Source organism: Pseudovibrio ascidiaceicola (assembly GCF_900114245.1).
GTDB lineage: Bacteria > Pseudomonadota > Alphaproteobacteria > Rhizobiales > Stappiaceae > Pseudovibrio > Pseudovibrio ascidiaceicola.
The window spans coordinates 122,611-145,103 of record NZ_FOSK01000006.1 but is presented as its reverse complement, the minus strand read 5'-3'; the positions used below and the strand labels follow the sequence as shown (position 1 = coordinate 145,103).

General features: G+C 51.3%; 23 protein-coding genes. 15 read left to right on the top strand and 8 right to left on the bottom strand.

Going from position 1 to position 22,493, the window contains the following annotated elements:
• The first annotated feature begins 176 nt into the window (after positions 1-176).
• The gene (locus BM231_RS12920) at positions 177-1,355 is read left to right on the top strand and encodes a pyridoxal phosphate-dependent aminotransferase (RefSeq protein ID WP_093519963.1); all 1,179 of its coding nucleotides are present in this window, start codon (positions 177-179) and stop codon (positions 1,353-1,355) included.
• A gap of 16 nt (positions 1,356-1,371) precedes the next feature.
• Here BM231_RS12920 and BM231_RS12915 read toward each other — a convergent pair whose 3' ends face one another.
• On the bottom strand, positions 1,372-1,818 hold the full coding sequence (locus BM231_RS12915; protein WP_093519961.1) for an AprI/Inh family metalloprotease inhibitor: 447 nt from the start codon (positions 1,816-1,818) through the stop codon (positions 1,372-1,374).
• Between the two features lie 319 nt (positions 1,819-2,137).
• Between BM231_RS12915 and BM231_RS12910 the strand changes: the two genes are divergently transcribed.
• Positions 2,138-2,617, top strand: a complete 480-nt coding sequence (locus tag BM231_RS12910; protein WP_208860325.1) for a hypothetical protein — start codon at positions 2,138-2,140, stop codon at positions 2,615-2,617.
• A gap of 288 nt (positions 2,618-2,905) precedes the next feature.
• Here the strand turns inward: BM231_RS12910 and BM231_RS12905 are convergent, their stop codons facing one another.
• Positions 2,906-3,970: a LacI family DNA-binding transcriptional regulator gene (locus BM231_RS12905; RefSeq protein WP_093519959.1), complete on the bottom strand. Its 1,065-nt coding sequence runs from the start codon at positions 3,968-3,970 to the stop codon at positions 2,906-2,908.
• A 184-nt stretch (positions 3,971-4,154) separates the two neighbouring features.
• Here BM231_RS12905 and BM231_RS12900 point away from each other — a divergent pair, with 184 nt between their 5' ends.
• A complete protein-coding gene (locus BM231_RS12900; protein WP_208860324.1) occupies positions 4,155-4,700 on the top strand; it encodes a DinB family protein in 546 nt (181 codons plus the stop codon).
• A gap of 53 nt (positions 4,701-4,753) precedes the next feature.
• On the opposite strand, the gene BM231_RS12895 is transcribed toward BM231_RS12900, so the two are convergent.
• Positions 4,754-5,281 carry a MarR family winged helix-turn-helix transcriptional regulator gene (locus BM231_RS12895; protein ID WP_093519957.1) on the bottom strand — a complete coding sequence of 176 codons (528 nt, stop codon included), beginning with the start codon at positions 5,279-5,281 and terminating at the stop codon, positions 4,754-4,756.
• Between the two features lie 326 nt (positions 5,282-5,607).
• Here BM231_RS12895 and BM231_RS12890 point away from each other — a divergent pair, with 326 nt between their 5' ends.
• Positions 5,608-6,018, top strand: coding sequence for a hypothetical protein (locus tag BM231_RS12890; RefSeq protein WP_139226354.1), 411 nt, complete (start codon positions 5,608-5,610; stop codon positions 6,016-6,018).
• Positions 6,019-6,043: 25 nt separating this feature from the next.
• Here BM231_RS12890 and BM231_RS12885 read toward each other — a convergent pair whose 3' ends face one another.
• Both BM231_RS12885 and BM231_RS12880 read right to left on the bottom strand, forming a co-directional pair.
• Entirely contained in the window at positions 6,044-6,805 is a 762-nt protein-coding gene (locus BM231_RS12885; RefSeq protein ID WP_093519953.1) for an ABC transporter ATP-binding protein, read from the bottom strand.
• A 70-nt stretch (positions 6,806-6,875) separates the two neighbouring features.
• On the bottom strand, positions 6,876-7,793 hold the full coding sequence (locus BM231_RS12880; protein ID WP_139226353.1) for a hypothetical protein: 918 nt from the start codon (positions 7,791-7,793) through the stop codon (positions 6,876-6,878).
• Positions 7,794-8,000: 207 nt separating this feature from the next.
• Here BM231_RS12880 and BM231_RS12875 point away from each other — a divergent pair, with 207 nt between their 5' ends.
• Together BM231_RS12875 and BM231_RS12870 are read left to right on the top strand one after the other, a co-directional pair.
• A complete protein-coding gene (locus tag BM231_RS12875; RefSeq protein WP_093520240.1) occupies positions 8,001-8,804 on the top strand; it encodes a creatininase family protein in 804 nt (267 codons plus the stop codon).
• A gap of 114 nt (positions 8,805-8,918) precedes the next feature.
• A complete protein-coding gene (locus BM231_RS12870; RefSeq protein WP_093519949.1) occupies positions 8,919-10,160 on the top strand; it encodes a B12-binding domain-containing radical SAM protein in 1,242 nt (413 codons plus the stop codon).
• Positions 10,161-10,263: 103 nt separating this feature from the next.
• Here BM231_RS12870 and BM231_RS12865 read toward each other — a convergent pair whose 3' ends face one another.
• Positions 10,264-10,614: an ArsC family reductase gene (locus BM231_RS12865; RefSeq protein WP_093519947.1), complete on the bottom strand. Its 351-nt coding sequence runs from the start codon at positions 10,612-10,614 to the stop codon at positions 10,264-10,266.
• 313 nt (positions 10,615-10,927) lie between these two features.
• Here BM231_RS12865 and BM231_RS12860 point away from each other — a divergent pair, with 313 nt between their 5' ends.
• From BM231_RS12860 to BM231_RS12825, 8 genes are all read left to right on the top strand, one after another.
• Complete coding sequence (locus BM231_RS12860; RefSeq protein ID WP_057461861.1) at positions 10,928-12,508, top strand: ABC transporter substrate-binding protein; 1,581 nt, start codon at positions 10,928-10,930, stop codon at positions 12,506-12,508.
• A gap of 82 nt (positions 12,509-12,590) precedes the next feature.
• Complete coding sequence (locus BM231_RS12855; protein ID WP_057461862.1) at positions 12,591-13,571, top strand: ABC transporter permease; 981 nt, start codon at positions 12,591-12,593, stop codon at positions 13,569-13,571.
• A gap of 21 nt (positions 13,572-13,592) precedes the next feature.
• A complete protein-coding gene (locus BM231_RS12850) occupies positions 13,593-14,555 on the top strand; it encodes an ABC transporter permease (RefSeq protein WP_093519945.1) in 963 nt (320 codons plus the stop codon).
• An 11-nt stretch (positions 14,556-14,566) separates the two neighbouring features.
• Entirely contained in the window at positions 14,567-16,294 is a 1,728-nt protein-coding gene (locus BM231_RS12845) for an ABC transporter ATP-binding protein (RefSeq protein WP_093519943.1), read from the top strand.
• Positions 16,295-16,442: 148 nt separating this feature from the next.
• The gene (locus tag BM231_RS12840) at positions 16,443-17,219 is read left to right on the top strand and encodes a TetR/AcrR family transcriptional regulator (RefSeq protein WP_093519941.1); all 777 of its coding nucleotides are present in this window, start codon (positions 16,443-16,445) and stop codon (positions 17,217-17,219) included.
• Positions 17,206-17,673, top strand: coding sequence for a VOC family protein (locus tag BM231_RS12835; protein WP_093519939.1), 468 nt, complete (start codon positions 17,206-17,208; stop codon positions 17,671-17,673). Before BM231_RS12840 ends, BM231_RS12835 begins: the two co-directional genes overlap by 14 nt.
• 262 nt (positions 17,674-17,935) lie before the next feature.
• A complete protein-coding gene (locus BM231_RS12830; RefSeq protein ID WP_093519937.1) occupies positions 17,936-18,391 on the top strand; it encodes a hypothetical protein in 456 nt (151 codons plus the stop codon).
• A gap of 499 nt (positions 18,392-18,890) precedes the next feature.
• Complete coding sequence (locus tag BM231_RS12825) at positions 18,891-19,505, top strand: endonuclease/exonuclease/phosphatase family protein (RefSeq protein WP_208860323.1); 615 nt, start codon at positions 18,891-18,893, stop codon at positions 19,503-19,505.
• Between the two features lie 6 nt (positions 19,506-19,511).
• On the opposite strand, the gene BM231_RS12820 is transcribed toward BM231_RS12825, so the two are convergent.
• Entirely contained in the window at positions 19,512-20,135 is a 624-nt protein-coding gene (locus BM231_RS12820; RefSeq protein ID WP_093519933.1) for a class I SAM-dependent methyltransferase, read from the bottom strand.
• Positions 20,136-20,220: 85 nt separating this feature from the next.
• On the opposite strand from BM231_RS12820, the gene BM231_RS12815 reads away from it, so the two are divergent.
• Positions 20,221-21,123, top strand: coding sequence for a LysR family transcriptional regulator (locus BM231_RS12815; protein ID WP_093519931.1), 903 nt, complete (start codon positions 20,221-20,223; stop codon positions 21,121-21,123).
• On the opposite strand, the gene BM231_RS12810 is transcribed toward BM231_RS12815, so the two are convergent.
• Positions 21,115-22,452: a serine hydroxymethyltransferase gene (locus tag BM231_RS12810; RefSeq protein ID WP_093519929.1), complete on the bottom strand. Its 1,338-nt coding sequence runs from the start codon at positions 22,450-22,452 to the stop codon at positions 21,115-21,117. The genes BM231_RS12815 and BM231_RS12810 overlap by 9 nt on opposite strands.
• Between the last annotated feature and the right edge of the window lie 41 nt (positions 22,453-22,493).

Sequence of the window (22,493 nt, the reverse complement as noted above, 5' to 3'; positions counted from 1 at the left end):
TACATAATGATCCTAGGCGCGTTATTTGACAGAAGCAAGAAGCCAACACCGATGGCTTAAACGGGACCGCCCCACCTCCAGCACTCAACCCACTCAACTAATTTCCGTTTGCATTCAATCGTTTCCATCCCCTACCATCCAGCCAATTGTTTTGGGGAACTGGGAGGCCAACCATAATGCTGAAAACCGTAGAGGCATTTGACCGCATCGGGGACGAGAACGCATTCGCCGTTTTGGCACGTGCAACTGAGCTTGCTCAGCAGGGCCGCGATATCATCAATCTCGGCATCGGCCAGCCAGACTTAAAAACGCCGGCACACATCGTAGAGGCAGCCGTCAAAGCCTTGCGCGATGGCCACCACGGCTACACGGGTGCAACGGGCATTCTCCCACTCCGCGAAACCATCGCATCAAGCCTGCATGCGGAAACAGGCACGCATATCTCGCCAGACAACGTCATGGTCGTTCCCGGCGGCAAAGTGACTATGTTCATGGCAATCCTGATGTTTGGTGAGCCAGGCAAAGAGATCCTCTATCCTGATCCCGGCTTCCCGATCTACCGCTCCATGATTGAGTTCACTGGAGCAACCCCAATCCCAGTGCCAATCCGTGAAGAAAACGACTTCGCTTTTTCTGCGGAAGAAACCCTCAATCTGATCAATAAGCGCACAGCACTGCTTATTCTCAACTCCCCAGCCAACCCAACTGGCGGCGTCACCCCGCGGGCAGAGATAGAGAAGCTGGTGAAGGGATTAGAAAACCATCCAAACCTGCCAGTCCTATCTGACGAGATTTACTCCCGCATGACCTATGATGGGCTCAAGCACACATCCTTGATGGAGTTCGAGCAACTCAAAGACCAACTCATCCTGCTCAATGGCTGGTCCAAGACTTGGGCTATGACAGGCTGGCGCATGGGATATTCCGTCTGGCCAGCTTCTCTCATTGATAAAGCCTGCAAGCTTGCCGTGAACTGCTGGTCATGCGTCAACACACCCAGCCAATACGCAGGCATTGCCGCCATCGAAGGCCCACAGGATGCAGTTGATCAGATGATGTTGGCTTTTGACCGCCGACGTAAGCTCGTAGTGGAGGGATTAAACGCCCTGCACGGCATCTCCTGCAATACACCCAAAGGCGCCTTCTACGCATTCCCGAATATCAAAGAAACAGGATGGCAAGCCAAACCCTTAGCTTCAGCACTCTTGGAGGAAGCAGGAGTCGCGCTCATCGGCGGACCTGATTTTGGTGTCTTGGGAGAAGGATATCTGCGTTTCTCCTACGCCAACTCAGAGGAGAACATCAGCCGTGCATTGAGCCGTGTGGGGGATTTCCTAAGCACCCACACCAAATAGACAGATCAGGAAAACTCTAACGCTGCGCCGTCACCACTATGGCCTTTTCGATCAGGCCGGAAAGGTCCGAGGCCTTACTGTCCTGTTTCACAGGCTGCATGATGAGAAATAGAGAGGAAGGCCCAATTGAGGTCAATCCATCAAGCTCATCAATATCAAACTGAAGCACGACTTTCCCGTCTGCATCCATCAGCGACAAGCCATCATCATAGCTCCACTGCCATGCTGTGGCTTTGGAGATCGGCGCATAAAGCCTCTGACAGTTCTTTGTCTCAAACGCATTGCCATATCCGCTCACAGCAGGCTCAGACCCGAGCTGCGCAGAGCAGGTTTTAGACGACAACACATCAGAAATAGACCAGTGGCCAGAAATGACACTGGCTTGACTGGAAAGGGCACCAAAGCTTGCTAACGCCAGGGTTGCGCCAGCAGTTACTACTGTTTTTCTCAAAATCCCATGCATGCGAATAGCCTCCAGGATCTGTTTTATGTACAAATTCTGGGCGCAATCAGTTAACTCAAGGTTAACAGGAAATTAAATGTGAGATAACAGATCTAAAAACATAACTTATTCATGGATTTAACTCAAAAACAAATACACGCATTACTTGTTGAATACAGATACAATCTAAAATAAATCTAATTACATACTAGTTATTATTTACATTGAGTGCAAAACACGTCTGCTTTAGGTGATTTGCTTCACAAATCTCCGATCCCTTCGTCTTCTAAAGTCGGCGGCCCTTCCCGCAATCAAAACAACAACAAACAAGGAAGACGAAATGGCTTACGTTATGAACCAAGCCTGCAATCCTCAAGCATTGGCAGAACAGGAGTTTGCCACGCCCACAGGACTGCTAGATTATGCAATCACCACAACATTGAACTCCTGCATCGGCGTCGCGGTCCGCGTTGGCAATCGCTTCATGGTTGCGCATCTCGTCATGTACGGCCAACAAATCCCTTATGTTTCGCCAGCCAACCTGCAAATCTTCAACCCGGCAGATGCAGACACAGTGTTTGCTTACATCGACAGCCTGCGCCTGCAAGAAAACTCTGCCAACTTCGACGAAGCCATTTTATTCGGAGCAACGGATGAATGGAGGAACACCGGTGGAGCGCTCACCAACGGCTACAACCGCCTGCGCGACCTGATCAGGCAACGCAACAACAACCAGGCTCCTGTCAGCAATGATACAGGCGACGGCAAGCACATTATCCGCATTCAGGGCGGCAACTTGAATATCAGGAATATCGGCTAAGCACCAAGCCAGCATAAGGAGCGCTCAATGATGAGCGTTCCACCCTGTCAAACAAACTAGTCGCGTAAGGAACCTAGCCGACGAGAAGAACCATACATGTCATGGCGAGTGTAAAAAAACCAAACATCTTCAAGTCTTTATGATCTTCGATGCTTCCGCGAGAACTGACCATGACGAAACTCCAAACGCAATACAAGATGCCGCTTAGATAAGCGCGGCATAGTAAACATAGAGTTTCAATGCGGCAGTTTCACGATCACCTAACTGCCACTTGGCTTCAAATGGCAGTTACTCACGGGTCGCGCACAGCCCGTCCACTGACACCAACCGCTCACCCGGAGGCGGCGCACTCTCACGAATGCGAAGCTTGGGCTCAATTAACGTCAATTCGTTATTGAGCTTTTCGCCATTCATTTGCGAAAGCATGAGTTCTGCAGCATTTACGCCGATGGTTCCAGCCCCATTGTCCACAGTGGTCAGGGCAGGAGTCCGATTTTCCGTGCCCTCGGTGTCATCATAACCAACAATTGCCAGGTCAGGCCCCGGCTCAACGCCAAGTCGGCGAACAGCACTCATCACGCCCAGCGCCACAAGATCGTTGAAGCACACCACAGCTGTTGGCCGTGGATCCGTCTGCACAATCTGCTTGGCAATGGTGCGGCCATCATCCTGCGTCATCAACTCAGGAATATCCAGCTGCTCATCCGCATTGATCCCGGCATCCTCGAGTGCAGAGCGCCAGCCACGGTTCCGATCACGCCCGGCAGAGCTGCCACGCCGCCCACCAACCATCGCAATCTGGGTATGCCCTTGCTCAATCAGATGTTTTGTAATGCGGTAGGATCCAAGAAAATCATCCCCACGCACACAAGGTGCATCCGCGCCAGCCACATCGCGACAAACCAGCGTCACTGGCACCCCTTGCCGCACAATGGAGTTGATGTCCTTATCAGTCGTGCCAACCGAAGCGCACAGAATAAGCCCATCAACCCGATGCTGCAGCAGCGTATCGGTGAAATGTTTCTGCCGCTCGACAATATCGCGGTGATTACAAATCAGAATGGTCTTGTTGTGCAGCGCCAGAGTTTCTTCCAGCCCACGAAACACCTCAGCAAAATAAGGATTGAGAATATCGTGAACCGCCACCCCAATCATATTGGATTGAGATGTCCGCAAAGATGCAGCTGACCGATTATAGATATAGCCCACTTCCTCAGCATAGGCTTTCACCCGTGCTTTCGTGGCTTTGGCGATCAAAGGGGAATCTCTCAAGGCCAAAGAAACCGTAGCCGTCGAAACGCCCAGTTTCTCGGCAAGATCGCCTAATCTCAATGGTTTACCTGTGCCGCTCAATGCCGATGTCCTCGCATATCCAGCCGGATCCAGTTTGTATTCTTAAGCACTTATGCACAGCAACATTAGCAAATAGCAATACTCCACACAGCCAACAAAGAGAATTGATTACGAATTCTCAAGTTTTGACGCCTTGCCAAACCCATCAAACATGCTGATATTTTTCACTAAAATACATAACCAGATGACGGGTATCGAGAAAATGTATTCAGACTTCAAATTATTCGCCCAATACAATACCTGGATGAATGCACGGCTTTACGAGTGCGCGGAACAGCTGAGTGACGCACAACTAAAAGAAGACCGCGGCGCGTTCTTCAAATCAGCCTTCGCGACCTTCAATCACATAATGGTGGGGGACCTGACCTGGTTGCGCCGTTTCGCCAAGCACTCTCAATCCTATGAGAGCCTGCAACAGCTTGACCAGTTTCCAGTACCGACAGCGCTCACATCAATTCCATACGACAGCTGGTCAGACCTGAAAGCAGCACGGCAAAAGCTGGATGCGATCATTGAAGAATTTGCAGGGGACATCACCGCTGCCCAAGCGGAGAACGCTCTCACCTATGCCAACATGAAAGGTATACCTGCAACGAAAAACTTTGGGGATCTAGTGCTGCATTTCTTCAATCACCAAACCCATCACAGAGGGCAGATAACAACCCTGCTCACTCAGTTTGGACTGGAAACACCAGATACAGATCTGCTGTTTCTCTGCCAGGACGCTTAAATCAATAAATAAAATCATAGGCCTGTGTTCAACGCAGGCCTTGCGCCTTCAGCTTAATCAGCAGCTTCCAGCTCTACCTTGCTCGTAGCCTGCTCTTGCGCAGTCTTGTCTTCATTTTCCAGTTCATCTTCCAGATCCGGATCATCTTCAAAGCTGGCAGACAGGTTCTTTTCAACCTGGCGCAACAAGCGACGCAGCTTCTTGCGGTCTTTATCATCCATACCTGCAAGTGCTTCTTTCTCAAGACGCTTCCATGCACGATCTACCAGCAAAATTCGGTCGCGGCCTTCTTCACTCAAAAACACACGGGCAAGCCGACCGTCTGTCTCAGAAATGCGGCGAAACACAAGTCCCTGAGCTGTCAGGCGTGTCACCATTTTTGTCACGGTTGGCGGCTGAACACCAAGCGCCAGAGCCAACTGGCTCATGGTCTTGCCATCAGTCTCGCTCAAAACTTTCAGAACAGCTTCCTGCCCCGGATGCAATCCAATGCGCGAAAGATGTGCCCCAGAACGCGCCCGCTGCGCCTTCGCTGCCTGCGCAAGACGAAATGTCGTGCTTTTCTTAAAATTGAAACCCATGGTCTGGCTAATCTCGCTGCTGTCCTAATCAACGTAAAACGCCCGAAAAAGGCAAGTGCACAGCAGTGATAGCCGCCGAATATATAAGCCAGATGACAGTTCGACGATTAATTAGTGACCTAATGAGATTTCTTAGGTGTTTAAGCTCTTTAAGTTCTACTCAGTGGGATTTTGGAGGCATAGATCTGGAAAACTAATATTCGCTATTGAGGAGGGAAACGTGACATGAGCTAAACTGATTGGCATTCTAGCGTTTAAAGTTGCTTTCAAACGCAAACTTTGAGGTGTTATGTAAGCATTCTCGGTTGTTTTTATTGGTGATTGAAATGCTTCGTGTTGTGATTTTATTTGCTTTGCTTTCCGGATCAGTTGCGCAGGCAGAAACTGTCGATGTTCCTGTGCTAGCCGATGGCAAGGTTGACCTTGATGCTATCTATTCAACGTTCAAAGCAACCACCTATGCAGTAGAAAAAGGACGTATGCCAGAATTCACGGGATCATTTCTCGAGCAGTCCTTCTCTGCAATCTATGACAACTCCGACTTCACAAAACCTTTCGATCTGATCATCAAGTCCACAGACCTATCAGAAAATGCATACTTTATGTTAGCTGTTTTGCTAAACGACATTATTTGCTTGGAGCCCAAGCTCCCCCCCAACAAACTTCTTTGGCAAGAAACTGCTGTATCGTTTAGTGGTGGATGGAAAGTACAGCTCTCTTGTGCTGAAGCTGACTAATTGAAGCACATTTTAGTTGATCTTTCTACGCGGATACTTTTACCCGATGTCCCATCGCTCGCTCCAACGCATCCACCGCTTCACGGCAATACGAGGCGTACTGTGATTCCATACGATAGTTTAGCGAGCGTGGGTAAGAAGCATCCAATGCCATATCGTAGGTAATACGTCCCGGTCCCGCCGCCATCACAACGATGCGGGAAGACAAAAACACACTCTCATAAACAGAATGCGTCACGAACAGGATCGTCCAGTCATGGGCAGACTTCAGCTCAAGCAGATCATCATTGAGCTTATTACGGGTAATCTCGTCCAGTGCTGCAAACGGCTCATCCATCAGCAACAGCTTCGGCTTGGTGACAAGAGCACGAGCGATGGAAACCCGCATCTTCATACCACCGGAAAGCTCTGAGGGCATCTGCGTCACAAAATTGGAAAGTCCGACCATCTCCAACGCTTCTTCAACGCGATCCTTCGCATCATGCTTGGAAACACCCTTCACCTTCAACGGCCAGTAGACATTCTCAAAGGTATTGGCCCATGGCAGCAGCGTTGGTTCCTGAAAAACAAACCCAACCTCTTCCTGCCCGGATCGGATAATCTCACCTGAGCTAGGCTCCTCCAACCCAGAAATGAGCCGCAGAATAGTAGACTTCCCACATCCTGACGGCCCAAGAATACTCAAAAACTCCCCCGCCCGCACATCCAGATCAACCCCATCAATAGCAGTTGTGCCATTATCAAAGGTCTTAGAGATGTTGTTTAGGGAAAGGAGGGGGGAGTTCATACCAGTTCCTCAAGTTGAGTTATAGTGTCTAGTATATCAATCTCTGATTTTCAGAAATTGAGAAAGAGAGTTATCGACAGTTCACACCGACACCCGGACCACAGGTAATTTTATTATCAGCAGTACTCCGCAAGAGGCTACTCAAATATGCAAAAGAACGAATTGGATTACGTCTCGGATCAGCTGACAGAAATCTATTCCTTACTGATGAGTTAAACTCTTCAAACATCCGTTCTCGTTCATTATCAGTTAGAGTAGTAGCGCCAACTCTATTAAATGCCGACAACATATTTTCACATTGCGTTCTATAAGCATCCGAGTACACTCTGTTAGGCAACATCTCCAGTCGGACAACCTCACTCCTCCATCGATTAACAATTGTACTTGTTGTGAAAGTCAGATCAGCAGCATCACGTGGCTGTCTATAACTAATCGAGTCAGAATATTCCGCATTGGAAAGAACACCATCGCCGCCTGCTAAAACCACATTGCCAGGCCAGCCCGAAATTGTTGCGACGGGAGAAAGCCTAACATTGTCTTGCAGTTTGCGTAGTAAGCTTGAACCAAGTCCAGCGTAGGGTCTGGCTCCAGCTTGACAAGAGACTGTGATGATTTCATCAAGACGACCAGCACCACCTTGTGCATTTCGAATGTTCCGAGCAAACGTTGCATTTGCCATCTCACCTACAGAGCCACAAGCTCCGTGCGATGTAATAAATAATTTATCAATTTCATCAAAACCATTGTTGCCAAAAACCTTTACGACGGTTCCATTTGGTTTCATATAAAAGAGGTTTATATACATCCGATTATTGTCTGGTTGCCTTTGCATTTGTGCCCAAATCACATCACGTGGATTAGTAAACTTCGAGCAGTATGCCTTTGTAATAAGTATCCCACCTGCAGCCCCAGCCTCGCCAGCCATCAGCCCAGCCAGTGCCAGTGCAACGCCGCCGAGCAGTCCTTTTCGTGTTTTTCTGGAAAACATAATCGGCTTCTCCTTCTTATTGTTAGCCACCAAGAAGGACGGGGCATTGCTCCCCGCGTGAGCCATTAGCCTCAACAGCCAATCACCAGAGTAAACGCCTCCCTACCCACTACCTCTGAAAAACCAGAGCATCCCACGCCTTCCCCCATGACGTCCGCGCTCCAACGCGTTACTCTGCGCGCAAGACAACAAGCACCGGATAAGAGTATGAGCGCCCTGCCCCGCCGTTTTTGGCATGAGATGACAACGACTGACTTCTCTGAGAATGACACCAGCGAATGGATCGCAGTGTTGCCGATTGCGGCAATTGAGCAGCATGGCCCTCACCTGCCGGTCTACACGGACACCTGCATCGCGGAAGGGCAAGTCGCTCGCACGGTTGAGCTTTTGCCTGATGATCTGCCAGTCACATTCCTACCCGTTCAGGCCGTCGGCAAGTCAGACGAGCATCACTCATTCCCGGGTACACTCAGTCTTACATGGGAAACCGCAGTCAAAGCCTGGATTGAGATTGGGGAATGTGTTGCCAGAGCAGGCATCCGCAAACTGGTGCTTGCCAACTCCCACGGCGGCAACTCACCGCTAATGGACATCATCACCCGCGATCTGCGCCTAAAACACAACATGCTCGCCGTGGAATCCAGCTGGCTCCGCTTCGGGCAACCGGAAGGCCTCTTCTCCGAGGAGGAATTCACCTACGGCATTCATGGCGGCGACATCGAAACATCCATCATGCTGGCTCTTCGCCCGGATCTGGTGCGCATGGATCAGGCAACAGACTTCACCTCCACACAAACCAACCACATCAACAACGATGCTTACCTACGTGCCCATGGCCGCCATCAATATGGCTGGATGAGTGAGGACCTGAACAAGACCGGCGCTCTTGGCAACGCGGCTCTCGCGACAGCGGAAAAAGGCCAGGCATCCCTCACTCACGCCACTCAGGAGTTCATAAAACTCCTGCGCGATGTGGAACGTTTTGATATGTCGTCTTTCAACAATAACTAGAGCAAACCCTAAATTAACGACGTAATTTCAATGGGATAGATCTTCATAAAAATTCCTCTTGCTATAAATTGTCATTTATGACAATTTACTCCAAATAAACACATGAGGTTGGCAATGAAGATCTGTCTCATCAAAGCATCTGCACCGAGCTATTTTAAAGATTACAAGAAAGCGCGTGGAGGCCCGCCTCAGTCCATCTTCTCAGCTGCGGCAGCAACCCCCCGCCATTTTCAGCTGGAGATGCATGACGAAACCATCAGGATGGTCGATCCCCGTAAGGTGACCGCCGACCTCGTAGTGCTTTTCTTCGCAACCCCGGATGCCAACCGAGGCTACGAGCTCGCCTCAGCTTTCTCGGAAAAGGGCAGTCAGGTTGTGATTGGCGGTCTCCACGCCACCTTCATGCCAGAAGAAGCCAGCGAATATGCAGATGCGGTGATGACAGGCGAATGTGAAAATGTCTGGGATGAGTTGCTGCAGGATGCGCAAAACCGAAGCCTCAAACCAAGATACACCGGCACCTACGCCGACATGTCCAAGCTTAACCCATATCCGCGCAACCTCATCACCGCAGAACAGTATGGCTGGGAATGGTCAGTGCTTGTCAGTCGCGGCTGCAAACACAATTGCAGCTTCTGCCTCATCCCGGGCATGCTCGGAAAAACCCGCTATCGTCCGATCCCAGACATAATCAATGAGATTTCCGAAATGGAAACCGATTGGGTCGAACTTCACGCCGATCACCTGACTGAGGATCGTGAGTACGCTTTGGAATTATTCAAAGCATTAGAAACGCTCAAGATTAGATGGGCGGGCGAAACCACTATTCGCATAGCAGATGATCAGGAACTTCTGGAAGCCGCAGCAAGGTCCGGTGCGAAGTACTTGCTCATTGGAATAGAAACCCCATCGAAGGCAGCACTCAAACGTGCTGGCAAGGGTTTTGTGAAACCTGAAAACTTAAAATCTCAAATTTCTAACATTCATACACATGGAATTATTGTCGACACTACAGCTATTTTTGGCTTCGACGAGCATACACCAGAAATTTTCATCGAAACCGCCAAGTTCTACCATGACATAGGGGTAGATATTACCGCACCCGCCATCGCCATCCCCTTCCCCGGCTCTCGGTTCTACAAACAGCTGGAAGAGGAGGACAGATTGCTCTCTGACAACTGGGGAGAATTTGATGGGGCCCACGCGGTCTATCAGCCAAAAAACATGACCTGTGAAGAGCTTGAGGCAGGTGCAGAAGAATTCTCGCAGCATTTTTACTCAATGTCGCGGTCAGCTTCGAGAAAACTTCGTCAGATAAAAGATTTCGGGTTGGCAACCACGCTTCAGATTACGTGATTGCCAGCGCCTCATACCATAGGAAGGATGGCTAAGCCTAAAGGATCCCAACCCTTAAACTTTACCGTCCAAAAAAGGAGAGCTTAGAACAGTTCTACTGTCCCTACAGCTCTCCTTTTTCCAAAATTTCACCCCACAAAGACGCATCAAATCCAAGCAAAAGCTGCTTTCCACCAGTAATAAGTGGCCTTTTAATTAATGAAGTTTCCTGTGCCATCAAGGCGATAGCGCTGGCCTGGTCCGTCACACCAGCCTTGGTTTCATCATCCAATTTGCGCCATGTGGTACCCCGTTTATTCAAAACAGCGTCCCAACCGAATCGCTCGCAGGCCTCTATCAGCGCATTTTCATCTGCACCATTTTTCTTGTAATCGTGAAAATTGTACTCGACTTTTGATTCATCCAGAAGTTTACGAGCTTTGCGAACACTGTCGCAATTGCGAATACCATACATAATCAACAAGATCAGAACCCTTCATTTCCTCATCATTAGATGAAATATACTCATCTTAACGTTGGTGTGTCTCTCAACTGACACGCATTAAACCGCAAGAAATACATCCCTTAGCGCCTGAATACGCTATGAAATTGCGCTGCGCCCACATTAATTCCTCGTTTCAACTACGCAATGCCCCCTAGACGCATTCATTCATATGGGTAATATCACTAAGACGCTAGAATCCGCCTAATAAGTGGTCGGCGAAACCAGAGGGGCCCTGCAGAACAATTAATTTTCTGCATGAGGGGAAAAGGGGAGTTAATTTAGAATGCGTTTAAAGATTGCATCCGCTGCATTGGCAATGACGCTTGCTGCTGGAACTCAGGTAAATGCTGAAACGCTGAAGTTCGCATTTCAAGGGACTTACAATCAGCTAGATCCATACAGCTTGAACGAAACATTCACCATGGCCATGCACGGCAATGTGTATGAAGGTCTCGTACGCCGTACAGCTGATCTCCAGATCGAACCTGCACTTGCAGAGAGCTGGGAAGTTATTGAACCAACCCGCTGGCGCTTCCACCTGCGCAAGGGCGTCAAGTTCCACAACGGCAACGACTTCAATGCTGACGACGTGGTTTTCTCTGCAAACCGTGTTCGCGCTGAAGGCTCTGACCTGACAACCCGCATCGCTGCGGACGTTAAGGTTGAGAAAGTAGACGACTACACCGTTGATTTCGTCCTGACAGGCGTAAACCCTATCCTGCACTCCGAGTGGTCCACTTGGTACATCATGGATAAGGAATGGACTGAAGCAAACAACGCTGTAAAAGTGACAAGTGCTTCTGACACCAATCCAAACTATGCATCTTTGAACACAAACGGCACCGGCCCGTTCAAGATTGCAACGCATGAGCCAGGCGTTAAAACCACTTTCACCGTAAACGACGGTTGGTGGGACCAGAAAGTACACAACCTGACTGGCGTTGAGTTCACTCCAATCGGATCTGATGCAACCCGCGTTGCAGCTCTTCTCTCCGGTGAGCTGGACATGGCGTTCCCAATCCCGGTACAGGACATCAAGCGTGTGGACAGCAATGCAGGAACATCTGCACTGACCGGTCCTGAGCTGCGCACCATCTTCCTCGGTTTCGACCAGAAGCGTGATGAGCTGACCTACTCCAACATCAAAGGCAAGAACCCATTCAAGGACGTTCGCGTTCGTAAGGCGTTCTACCAGGCAATTGACGTTGATGCGATCAAAGCGAAAATCATGCGTGGTCTGTCCGAGCCAGCTGCTCTGATGATTTCACCATTCCTGTTCGCAAACTCCGGTGACTTCTCCCGCTACCCGTACGATCCAGCAGCTGCGAAAGCACTTCTCGCAGAAGCAGGTTATGCAGACGGCTTTGAAGTTGGCATGGACTGCCCGAATGATCGCTACGTCAACGATGAAGCAATCTGTCAGGCAACTGCAGCATTCCTTGCGCGCGTAGGCATCAAAGTAAACCTAAATGCACAGCCTAAAGCGAAGTACTTCGCCAAGATCCTGGCATCTGGCGGCTTTGACACTTCCTTCTACATGCTCGGTTGGACCCCAGGTTCATTCGACAGCTACAACGTTCTGCTCAACCTCAACAACTGTCGTGATGACAAAGGTGCTGGCGGACCATTCAACCTGGGTGGTTACTGTAACCCACGTGTTGATGAGCTGACAAAAATGGTTCTCTCCGAAAACGACGAAGAGAAGCGTAACAGCATGATCTCCGAAGCCTACACAATCCTGAACAACGAAGTATCTCACATTCCACTGCACCAGCAGGGTCTGGCTTGGGGTGTATCCGACAAGGTTACTCTGAAGCAGCGTGCGGATAACGAGTTCCACTTCAAGTTTGTAGTGAAGAACTAAGTTGACGGCTTAACCAACAAAATAATAACCCGGCGCCCTTGGCGCCGGGCGCCTCTATTTTCAGGAACAACTATAAAACACCATGTTTGGCTTTATTTCCCGGCGTATCGCCATGGCTCTCGTGGTCATGTTTGTCGTAGCCTTAATCTCCTTCCTGCTCTTCCGCTTTGTTGGAGATCCTGTAAACCAGATGGTGGGCATTGAGACCACCCCGGAACAGCGTGAAGCCCTGCGCCAGCGCCTCGGCCTGAATGACCCTGTTCTCGTTCAGTTTTTCCGTTATGTCCTGGGCGCAATCCAGTTTGACTTCGGTAACTCCTACCAGTTCAAGCAGCCTGTGGCAGACCTGATCGGTCGCCGTCTGCCTGCAACTTTGGAGCTGTCCTTCGCCTCTGCAATTTTTGCATTGCTGCTGGGCATTCCAATGGGCGTTTACACCGGTCTGAACCGCGATTCCTGGCTCTCAAAGATGTTCCTGTCGGTATCTCTTGTAGGTATCTCTCTGCCAACATTCTTTATCGGCATCCTATTTATCTTCTTCTTCTCGGTCACATTGCAGTGGCTGCCAAGCTTTGGCCGCGGTGAGGTCGTTGCACTGGGGTCTTTCTGGGACACAGGCTTCCTGACCATCAGCGGTCTGAAGGCCATCATCCTGCCAGCAATTACGCTTGGGCTGTACCAGATGACCCTCATCATGCGCCTGATCCGCGCTGAGATGCTGGAAGTAATGCGGACCGACCACATCAAGTTCGCCCGCGCTCGCGGTTTGCCGAACCGGTCTGTCTATTACATCCACGCCCTCAAAAACACGATGGTCCCTGTGATCACCATCACCGGTCTGCAGCTCGGCTCCATCATCGCCTTCGCGATTATCACCGAGACCGTGTTCCAGTGGCCGGGCATGGGCATCCTCTTCCTGCAAGCCGTGCAGAACGTGGATATTCCGATCATGGCAGCTTACCTGCTGCTCACCGCTTTCATCTTCGTGTTCATCAACCTCATCGTAGATATTCTCTACGTCGTGATTGATCCACGCCTGCGCACCGAACGCGGCCGCGCATAAGAAACGGTAAGGACAATAATCATGACAGATAACACACCAACCGTTTCCGGCAGTGAGGCTTCAGAAGCCCCGCGCTCCGCAATGGCCCGCTTCCTCGACAGCGACTTGCTGCACAGCTTCCTCAGCTCCAAGGTGACAGTCCTCGCGGCCTTCACCACGGTAGTGTTGATGCTCGCAGCCCTGTTTGCTCCGCTCATCGCTCCGTTCAACCCGTTCGATCTGGCTCAGATCAGCATTCTGGACGCCCGCATTCCGCCTATCGGCATGGAATGGTCTGACTCACGCTACCTCCTGGGCACAGATGATCAGGGCCGTGATCTGCTCTCTGGCATCCTGTACGGCATGCGTATCTCTCTGGCAGTGGGCTTCCTGTCTGTGGCATTCGCCGCAGTCCTCGGCATCTCTCTCGGCCTGATTTCCGGTTATGTCGGTGGCCGCACAGACGCGATCATCATGCGTATCGCTGAAGTTCAGCTCACCTTCCCGGCCATCTTGCTGGCGCTGCTCATCGACGGCATTGCAAACGGCATCTTTGGCAACATCGATCGTGAGACCTGGGCAATCTGGATTCTGACATTCTCCATCGGCCTGTCGTTCTGGGTGCAATACGCACGTACAGTTCGCGGTTCCACTCTGGTAGAGAAGAACAAAGAGTATGTTCAGGCCGCCCGCGTTATTGGCATTCCGGCATGGATCATCATGATCCGCCACGTGCTGCCAAACGTGCTTGGTCCGGTTCTGGTTATTGCAACCATCAACCTTGCTCTGGCGATCATCACAGAAGCAACCCTCTCCTTTCTTGGCGTTGGTGTTCCATCAACACAGCCATCTTTGGGCACCTTGATCCGCATCGGTAACGACTTCCTGTTCTCAGGTGAGTGGTGGATCGCGATCTTCCCAGGTCTGGCACTCGCGATCCTCGTTCTGGCAGTGAACCTGCTGGGCGACTGGCTCCGCGACGCATTGAACCCGAAACTGCGCTAGGGAGAGAGACCATGAGCATCTTAGATATTCGCGGCCTCACCGTTCAATTCCCGAGCCGCAAAGACGTCTTCACGGCGTCCCGTAATGTCAATCTCTCCGTAGACGCCGGTAAAATTCTCGGCGTGGTCGGAGAGAGTGGCGCCGGCAAGTCCACCGTCGGTAACGCCGTCATCGGTCTTCTGGAAAACCCGGGTCGCATTGCCGAAGGTGAAATCCACCTCGACGGCCAGCGTATCGATAACCTTGCAGCTGAAAGCATGCGCAAACTGCGCGGCAAGCGCATTGGCATGATCTTTCAGGATCCACTGACCTCTTTGGACCCACTCCAGACCATCGAGTTCCAGCTGGTCGAGACCATCCGCCTGCACCTGCCACTTTCCAAGTCAGAAGCCCGCGCCCATGCGGTTGATCTGCTGGATCAGGTTGGCATTCCAAATCCGGAAGAACGCATCGCGCAATACCCGCACCAGTTCTCCGGTGGCATGCGCCAGCGTGTGGTGATCGCTCTCGCTCTTTGTGCAGACCCGGAAGTCGTCATCGCAGATGAGCCAACAACCGCGCTCGACGTTTCCATTCAGGCTCAGATCCTGAAACTGATGAAGCGTCTGTGTGAAGAGAAAAACGTGGCGATGGTCGTCATCACCCACGACATGGGCGTGATCGCAGACCTCACCGACCACGTTGCGGTGATGTACCGTGGCGATCTGGTCGAATACGGCGAATCCAAGCAAGTACTGGGCGCTCCAAAGCACCCATACACCCAAAGCTTGATTGCCGCTGTTCCACGTCCGGACGTGAAAGTACACCGCTTCCCGCAGGTTGATTACATTGAAGGCTCCGCAAAGCCTTTCAAGCAGATCGACATCTCCACCCACTGGCTGGGTAAAGCACGTGACTACAAGTCTGTCGATGGTCCATTGCTGGATGTAAAAGACATCACCATGAAGTTCCTCACCAAGGACGCATGGATTTCTAAAAACAGGCAGTACTTCACCGCTCTGGATAAAGTCAGCTTTGACATCCACGCAGGCGAAACCTTCGGCCTCGTGGGCGAAAGTGGCTCCGGTAAATCAACGATGGCCCGCGTCATCACTGGTCTTTACCATCCTGCAGGCGGCACAGCCCACTTTGCAGGACAGGAACTGACCAGCCTGAAAGACAAGAAGCAGGTTCTGTCGATGCGTCGTCAGATGCAGATGATCTTCCAGGACCCATTCTCCTCGCTGAACTCCCGCATGCGTGTGCGTGATATTGTGGCTGAGCCAATCAAGTTCCACAAACTCGCCAGCACCAACAGCGAAGTGAACCAGATCGTTGATGACCTTCTGGAACACGTCGGCCTTGGTGTTGCAGCCGCTGCTAAGTTCCCGCATGAGTTCTCTGGCGGCCAACGTCAGCGTATCTCCATTGCCCGCGCCTTGGCGACACGCCCTCGCTTCCTGGTATGTGATGAGCCGACCTCTGCGCTGGACGTATCCATTCAGGCACAGATCCTCAACCTGCTCAAAGACTTGCAGGACGAGCTGGGCCTCACCATGCTGTTCATTAGCCACGACCTCGCAGTCATCCGCCAGATGTGTAACCGCACCGGTGTTATGCGCCACGGCCAGCTTTTGGAAGTTGCTGATACAGAGGAACTCTTCGACAGCCCAAAACATGCCTACACCAAAGAGCTCCTCTCGCTGATGCCAAGCATGGACGGTCTGTCGCGCCAAAATCTGGAAGAAGAGCTGGCCTAACACCACTCACATTCCCAATAATTTGCAAAGGGCCCCAAGTGGGCCCTTTTCTTTTGTCTGCAGAACCAACAATCCAGCCACTTAAATGTGATGCCCCAACCTACATCTCAGGCAAACTCGAACCTTGAGTTCCATCCAAAAATCAAATATGGAATATTATTCGAATTATATTCCAGAATCAAAAAACGATGGAACCAACCTCATGCAACCTTCTGGCAAGCAGCAAAAAACCAGAGTTCGCGAAGAAGCAATTTTGGAGAAGGCGCGAGAAATCGCTATTTCTGAAGGAATTGGCGCCCTGAAAATGCCGGAGCTTGCCAAGCTATCGCATGTCTCCGTCGGCACGCTCTATCGCCACTTCGAAAGCAAGCAGGACGTCATAGCCGCCCTGGCATCCCAAGCCCTTGATATCCGCCATCAAAAACTAAAATTAGTAATCGATCAATTTCAAGAGCCTGAAATGCGATGCCTCGGCGTCATCATGTTGGACTTTCTATTCAACATCGCCCATCCAGACGTGTTCCAAATAGAAATGCAATGTGCCTCACCTTCTTTCTGGCAGGAAACCCATAATATCAGGCGTCACAATCATCAGATTGTAGCCTCAGATCTCTCTTCTTTTCTGGAAAAGCTCTGCTCAGAAATCTCTGGAACCACCACCGACCCCAAACACCTGACAACCGGCCTCTGGGCCTTCGTTTCAGGCATCTCGTTGGTTTGGTATGGCATGCCCCACGATCAGCCAGACAATCTGGAAGACGCCCTCGCCTTTCTCAGACCTCACCTCATGAATTTCATCAAAGGGTACGGGCTGCAGTTCTCTAGCACCCCGCAACCCCTCAATCAGCTCGAAAAGCATTTTCTCGCAACAAAATCCCAATGGCTTTGGACTCTGAAAGGAACAACAACAAATGACGTTCATTAAGCAATGTATGATCGCCGTTCTGTCACTATTTGGCGCGCAGATCGCAGCTCAGGCAGAACCAACTCAGCCGGCCATTTACATGGTCACCCTGCACACAGCAAACTTCCCTGAGATGAAAGCTTTCTTCAAAGACAAAATGAAGATGAAAATAATCTCAGAAAATGGAGAGTTCGCGGAGTTCAAATCCAACGGCCTCAGACTGTCTCTCGCCAGCCATGAATACCTCAGTTCCTTCCTGAACGCTGAAACACTCAATGGAATCCGCACGGGTTCAGGACTGGGCATCGGCTTTAAATATGAAACCCCAGCGCAGGTCGATACCGCATACGATGCCCTTTTAGCCAACGGCGTTAAAAGCATCGCTGCACCTGCTCAACAGCCCTGGGGCGAATACACCGCCTTCTTTGCAGACCCCGACGGGAACGTTCACGAGCTGGTTGCCGACACCAAATAAAGCTAGCAATTCAGATACAAAGGGGCCCAATACGGCCCCTTTTCTTTTACCTGCACGCAACGTGATAAGTTAACACCACGACACAACCTCTAATTCAATAGCGTTTAAACTCCCCAACAACCACTTCAGCTTGCATTATCTTAGTAATGAAGCAGTCAGATACACGCGTAGTTTCATTAAGACTGCACCCATTAATCTCTGCGCGTCCGCAAGGACTCAAAGCTACAAATCTGAACTTTTTCCGATCAAAGCAGGCTCAAAAATGAAGAAAACAACTGCTACCATTGCTGGCCTTGGTGCACTGGCTCTTTTCATCTCACCAGTCTTGGCCGACAATCACGACACAGGCCAACCCAAAGTCGAGTTCACTGACCTGTCTCTGGTCGACGGATCTCCTGATGACGGCACCTGCAAAGCCCGTTACTCCAGTGGCTTCACCGCAACTCAAAAAGATAACAAATCCGACACAAGTCAGGATCAAGCAGCTTCCGACAAGGACAATGGCGTTCTCATCGAAGAATCTGATGGTGTGGTTGGTGAAGGCATCTTCACAATCTCAAACACCTACGACATCGTCTTCGACGACAGCGCAGACACCCCGTCTGTCGAAGTACAGATGTTTGCTTCAGGTCTGATCGGTGAAAATCCAATTATTGGCGTGTTCTCTGACGGAACTTGTCGCGGGCACATTACAGTCCAACATGCAGACAAATCCTGACACAACGCCCTCCTACTTATTCAAAGCCAAACAGAAGCTTTGGCCGGATAGGAAACCAAATTCTGATGCCACGCCATTCATAAATGGCGTGGCATTTCTTTTTAACTAGCGTCCTTGACACAAGCCCCTAACACACCAGAGATCATCCAAAAACCTAGGCTTTCCGCCAAATGATTGCGCTGTCAAACATTCGCCAAAGTTTCGACTATACATAACAGGTTCGCGCCTTCTAACCCCGTGAACGATGACTGTCATGTTCCTGCGCAACTTAATAATTGGAGTAACAATCTTACTCCTTATCTCTTTCCTAGGAATACTACACCCGGTCGGCGACAGCCTGTCAGTTGTCCGGTTGCCTCTTGCTATCTTGCTCGCGGTTCTCACACTCTTCAGCTATCGCCAACCCACCCTGATGATTGCAGGCTTCATAGTCGCGATAGTCAGCAGCGCAAGCGTATTATGGGCGTATCACGGACAAAGCATCCCCAAAAACTCGGACATGAGTGTCTATCAGAAGAACCTGAGTTTCCGCCCCGGAGATCGCTCGGACATCCTGAATGACATCCTCATGCTGAAACCTGATGTGATAACATTTCAGGAAGTCCATAAACGCCACCTGCCCCTCATCAACGCACTCAAAAAACACTATCCTCATCACATCGTTTGCCCGTTTGCGGCAGTCGGCGCGGTCGCTGTGCTCTCTCGCATGCCACTTGCCTCTGATGCGTATCGCTGTGAGATCGGGTTGGGTATAGCGGCGCTACACGTCCAAAGCCCGGAAGGGCCGCTCTGGGTCGTTTCCATCCACCAGCACTGGCCCTGGCCATTTCAGCAGGATGATCAGGCCGAACAGATCATTCCACTGCTCGCTGATCTGGATGGACTGAAGTTGATTGCGGGAGATTTTAACATGGTCCCGTGGTCACATAATCTGGATGAATACGCCGCCGCCACAAACACCCAACTGGCCGGCCCTTTCAAAGCAAGCTTCCTGTTCAAAGGCACCTATGCCATGCGCATTGACCACGTCCTTGCTCCAAAGGGCGGAAAGACCTTTCTCCGCCCCTACTATGGCTCCGACCACCACGGGTTATTTGCACGAGTAGACCTATAGGCGGCCTCACTGCTTGCGTGCGACGATGAAACGCCCCATTGGGGATGCGGGATAATTGCCAATCTCAACAATCTTGAAACCTGCCTGCTCAATCCGGCGCCCCAAGTCCAGCTGCTTGAAGTAGGTCACGTAAGGCGCATACCCCACAAAACGCATCACATTGATCAGCCAGCGCCAATAGAAGGCGGAATCACCCAGACATGGCGTTTTGGAAATGAGCAGCCCGCCGGGCTTCACAAGTCGCTGGACCTGATTGATTGCCTCCACCGGACCTTTGATCAGATGGATCACATTATACGCCATCACCACATCATAGGTCTTGCCATCAAGAGCAGGACCATCTGCTGAGGAATGTACAAAACTTACATTCTCAATGCCATCGTCCCACGCTTTTTCACGCCCGAACTCAATCATCTTTCCGGAAATATCGCTGGCGGTCACATGCTTGACATGCTTGGCTAAAAGCATCGCCGTCGCGCCACTGCCACACCCCAGCTCCAACACCTCTTGCTCCGGGGTGAGATAAGAACGCACACGGTCCATTGCCTTCTCATAGGAAGCAACATCTTTCATTGGTCGCGCCACATAACCCGGCGCATGTTTGTCCCAAAATCCTGCGGAATTCGCCATTGGAAACCCTCCATTTCCTGCAGTGTATCCATGCATATTCTCAAAACAAATTGCCAAAATTCGCAGTTGAGTTATACAAATATGCATGAATTGGCAGAGCGTCTCATTCGACTGGAATCAGGCCCGCGCTTTCCTCGTCACAGCAGAGGAAGGCTCCCTTTCGGCTGCGGCAAGAGCCCTCGGCCTCACACAGCCCACGTTGGGCAGACAGGTCTCCGCACTGGAAGAAGCCCTTGGCGTAACACTGTTTGAGCGTGTTGGCCGCTCTCTCACCCTCACACAGGCAGGCTTTGAACTGCTGGAGCATGTGAAATCCATGGGAGAGGCCGCCAACCGCATCTCACTGGCAGCTTCCGGCCAGTCTCAGGAGATCGACGGAACCGTCTGCATCAGCGCAAGTGACACCGCTTCTGCCTTCCTCCTCACGCCAATCTTAAAGCAATTGCGCGAGATCGCACCCGGCATTCACATGGAGATTATCGCCACCAACTCCGTCAGTGATTTGCAGCAACGCGAAGCAGACATCGCCATCCGCCATGTCCGCCCGGAGCAGCCAGACCTGACAGCAAGGCTGGTAAGAGAAACCACCGCACACTTCTACGCCAGCAAAACCTATCTGAACCGCAAGGGCCGTCCACAATCGGCCAATGACATGGCAAACCACGAATTCATCGCCTTCGATAGGCCAGACAAGTTCCTCAAGTACTTCACAGATTCAGGCCTGCCACTCACAGAAAGCAATTTCAAACTAACAACCGCAAGCGGGCTGGTGGGGTGGCAACTGGTCAGAAACGATCTCGGCATCATCGTCATGATCAAAGAGATTGCAGAAATGTTCCCGGAAATGGAACAGGTACTGCCAAGCTTTGAGCCATTCGTCGTGCCCTTCTGGCTGGCAACCCACCGCGAACTGCACACCTCAAAACGCATCCGCCTGGTCTTCGACCTCCTAGCGGACACACTCTCAAGCAAACAACTGCTAGGCTGACACCGGCTCTTCGGCTATCACATAATGCAGTTTCTTGAACTGCTGACGCCATGCAGAAACCTGAGGCAGATACTGCGCGGGCTGGTCCGAGCGCAGAGCAGCTGCAATCAATCGCGCCATCTCATTCGCATGGTTGGTACCAATACCCCAGCGCACTAGCTCAGGCGTCCCGATACGCAGCCCGTTCATGTCTCCCTCAACCTCAGCAATCGGCAAGCCAATGCCACAGGCAAGGAATCCAGCCTTACGGAGTTTCTTGGAAGCCGCCTGCCCTCCCCCAAACGAAGCTGCTTCAACAGCAAACTGATGTGACTGCGTAAAGCCCTGTGCCTTGGCAAACACAGGAATACCCTCCTCATCAAGCGCCTGTGCCAGAGCTTTTGAAAGAGCAATCATCTCAGCAGCATACACTTGCCCGTAATCTCGCCAATCCAGCATGGTCACCGCCAGCGCGGCAGACTTCGCTGCATCAAAGTTGGCAGTCATCCCCGGAAACGCGATAGCATCCATACGTTCAACCAACGCAGCGTCATTGGAGACGATCAATCCACCCGCAGGCCCACCAAGGCTCTTGTAGGTGCTCATGGTCATAAAATGAGCGCCTTCATCCAATGGGTTCGACCAGGCTTTGCCAGCAATGATCCCGCATTGATGCGCCGCATCAAACATCACCTTCGCACCCACTTCATCGGCGATCTCGCGAATAGCCCGCACAGGATGTTCAAAGAGGTTGAGACTGGACCCAACCGTGATCAGTTTCGGCTTTTCTGCTTTAGCAAGCTCACGCAGCCCCTCCACATCAATGGTGTAGCCATCCGCATTCACGGGCGCAGGCACAGTACGCAAACCATAAAGCCCGGCACATCCCGCAATGTGGTGGGTCACATGCCCTCCAATCGAGGCTGGAGGCGCAATAATGGTGTCCCCTGGCTGACAAGTCGCCATAAACCCATAAAGATTGGCGATAGCACCGGAAGGAACCCGGATCTCAGCATACTGCGCATCAAACACTTCCGCGCTCAGCTCAGCCGCGATCACCTCAATCTCTTCAATAGCTTCCAGCCCCATCTCGTATTTATCACCGGGGTAGCCGAGAGATGGGCGAGAACCGATGCCAGAAGCCAGAAGCGCTTCAGCCCTTGGGTTCATCACATTCGTAGCCGGGTTTAGGTTGAAGCACTGATCCTCATGAATTTCCCTGTTCTGAGATGCCAACGCATCCAACCGACCCAAAAGAACTGCAGAACTCTGAGCCTGCGTCCGCTGCGCAACCTCCTGCACCAGCCCTTCACATTCAGCCGGAACCCAATTTCGTTTCGCTAAAACCATCACAACCTCCCAATTGCTGAGAGGAGTGTGCGGACAGAACG

Bases quoted from the DNA above. Each gene is read 5' to 3' on its own strand.
- BM231_RS12920 (WP_093519963.1), top strand. From the start codon at position 177: ATGCTGAAAACCGTAGAGGCATTTGACCGCATCGGGGACGAGAACGCA.
- BM231_RS12915 (WP_093519961.1), bottom strand. From the start codon at position 1,818: ATGCATGGGATTTTGAGAAAAACAGTAGTAACTGCTGGCGCAACCCTG.
- BM231_RS12910 (WP_208860325.1), top strand. From the start codon at position 2,138: ATGGCTTACGTTATGAACCAAGCCTGCAATCCTCAAGCATTGGCAGAA.
- BM231_RS12900 (WP_208860324.1), top strand. From the start codon at position 4,155: ATGACGGGTATCGAGAAAATGTATTCAGACTTCAAATTATTCGCCCAA.
- BM231_RS12895 (WP_093519957.1), bottom strand. From the start codon at position 5,281: ATGGGTTTCAATTTTAAGAAAAGCACGACATTTCGTCTTGCGCAGGCA.
- BM231_RS12890 (WP_139226354.1), top strand. From the start codon at position 5,608: ATGCTTCGTGTTGTGATTTTATTTGCTTTGCTTTCCGGATCAGTTGCG.
- BM231_RS12885 (WP_093519953.1), bottom strand. From the start codon at position 6,805: ATGAACTCCCCCCTCCTTTCCCTAAACAACATCTCTAAGACCTTTGAT.
- BM231_RS12880 (WP_139226353.1), bottom strand. From the start codon at position 7,793: ATGTTTTCCAGAAAAACACGAAAAGGACTGCTCGGCGGCGTTGCACTG.
- BM231_RS12875 (WP_093520240.1), top strand. From the start codon at position 8,001: ATGAGCGCCCTGCCCCGCCGTTTTTGGCATGAGATGACAACGACTGAC.
- BM231_RS12870 (WP_093519949.1), top strand. From the start codon at position 8,919: ATGAAGATCTGTCTCATCAAAGCATCTGCACCGAGCTATTTTAAAGAT.
- BM231_RS12865 (WP_093519947.1), bottom strand. From the start codon at position 10,614: ATGTATGGTATTCGCAATTGCGACAGTGTTCGCAAAGCTCGTAAACTT.
- BM231_RS12860 (WP_057461861.1), top strand. From the start codon at position 10,928: ATGCGTTTAAAGATTGCATCCGCTGCATTGGCAATGACGCTTGCTGCT.
- BM231_RS12855 (WP_057461862.1), top strand. From the start codon at position 12,591: ATGTTTGGCTTTATTTCCCGGCGTATCGCCATGGCTCTCGTGGTCATG.
- BM231_RS12850 (WP_093519945.1), top strand. From the start codon at position 13,593: ATGACAGATAACACACCAACCGTTTCCGGCAGTGAGGCTTCAGAAGCC.
- BM231_RS12845 (WP_093519943.1), top strand. From the start codon at position 14,567: ATGAGCATCTTAGATATTCGCGGCCTCACCGTTCAATTCCCGAGCCGC.
- BM231_RS12840 (WP_093519941.1), top strand. From the start codon at position 16,443: ATGGAATATTATTCGAATTATATTCCAGAATCAAAAAACGATGGAACC.
- BM231_RS12835 (WP_093519939.1), top strand. From the start codon at position 17,206: ATGACGTTCATTAAGCAATGTATGATCGCCGTTCTGTCACTATTTGGC.
- BM231_RS12830 (WP_093519937.1), top strand. From the start codon at position 17,936: ATGAAGAAAACAACTGCTACCATTGCTGGCCTTGGTGCACTGGCTCTT.
- BM231_RS12825 (WP_208860323.1), top strand. From the start codon at position 18,891: ATGAGTGTCTATCAGAAGAACCTGAGTTTCCGCCCCGGAGATCGCTCG.
- BM231_RS12820 (WP_093519933.1), bottom strand. From the start codon at position 20,135: ATGGCGAATTCCGCAGGATTTTGGGACAAACATGCGCCGGGTTATGTG.
- BM231_RS12815 (WP_093519931.1), top strand. From the start codon at position 20,221: ATGAATTGGCAGAGCGTCTCATTCGACTGGAATCAGGCCCGCGCTTTC.
- BM231_RS12810 (WP_093519929.1), bottom strand. From the start codon at position 22,452: ATGGTTTTAGCGAAACGAAATTGGGTTCCGGCTGAATGTGAAGGGCTG.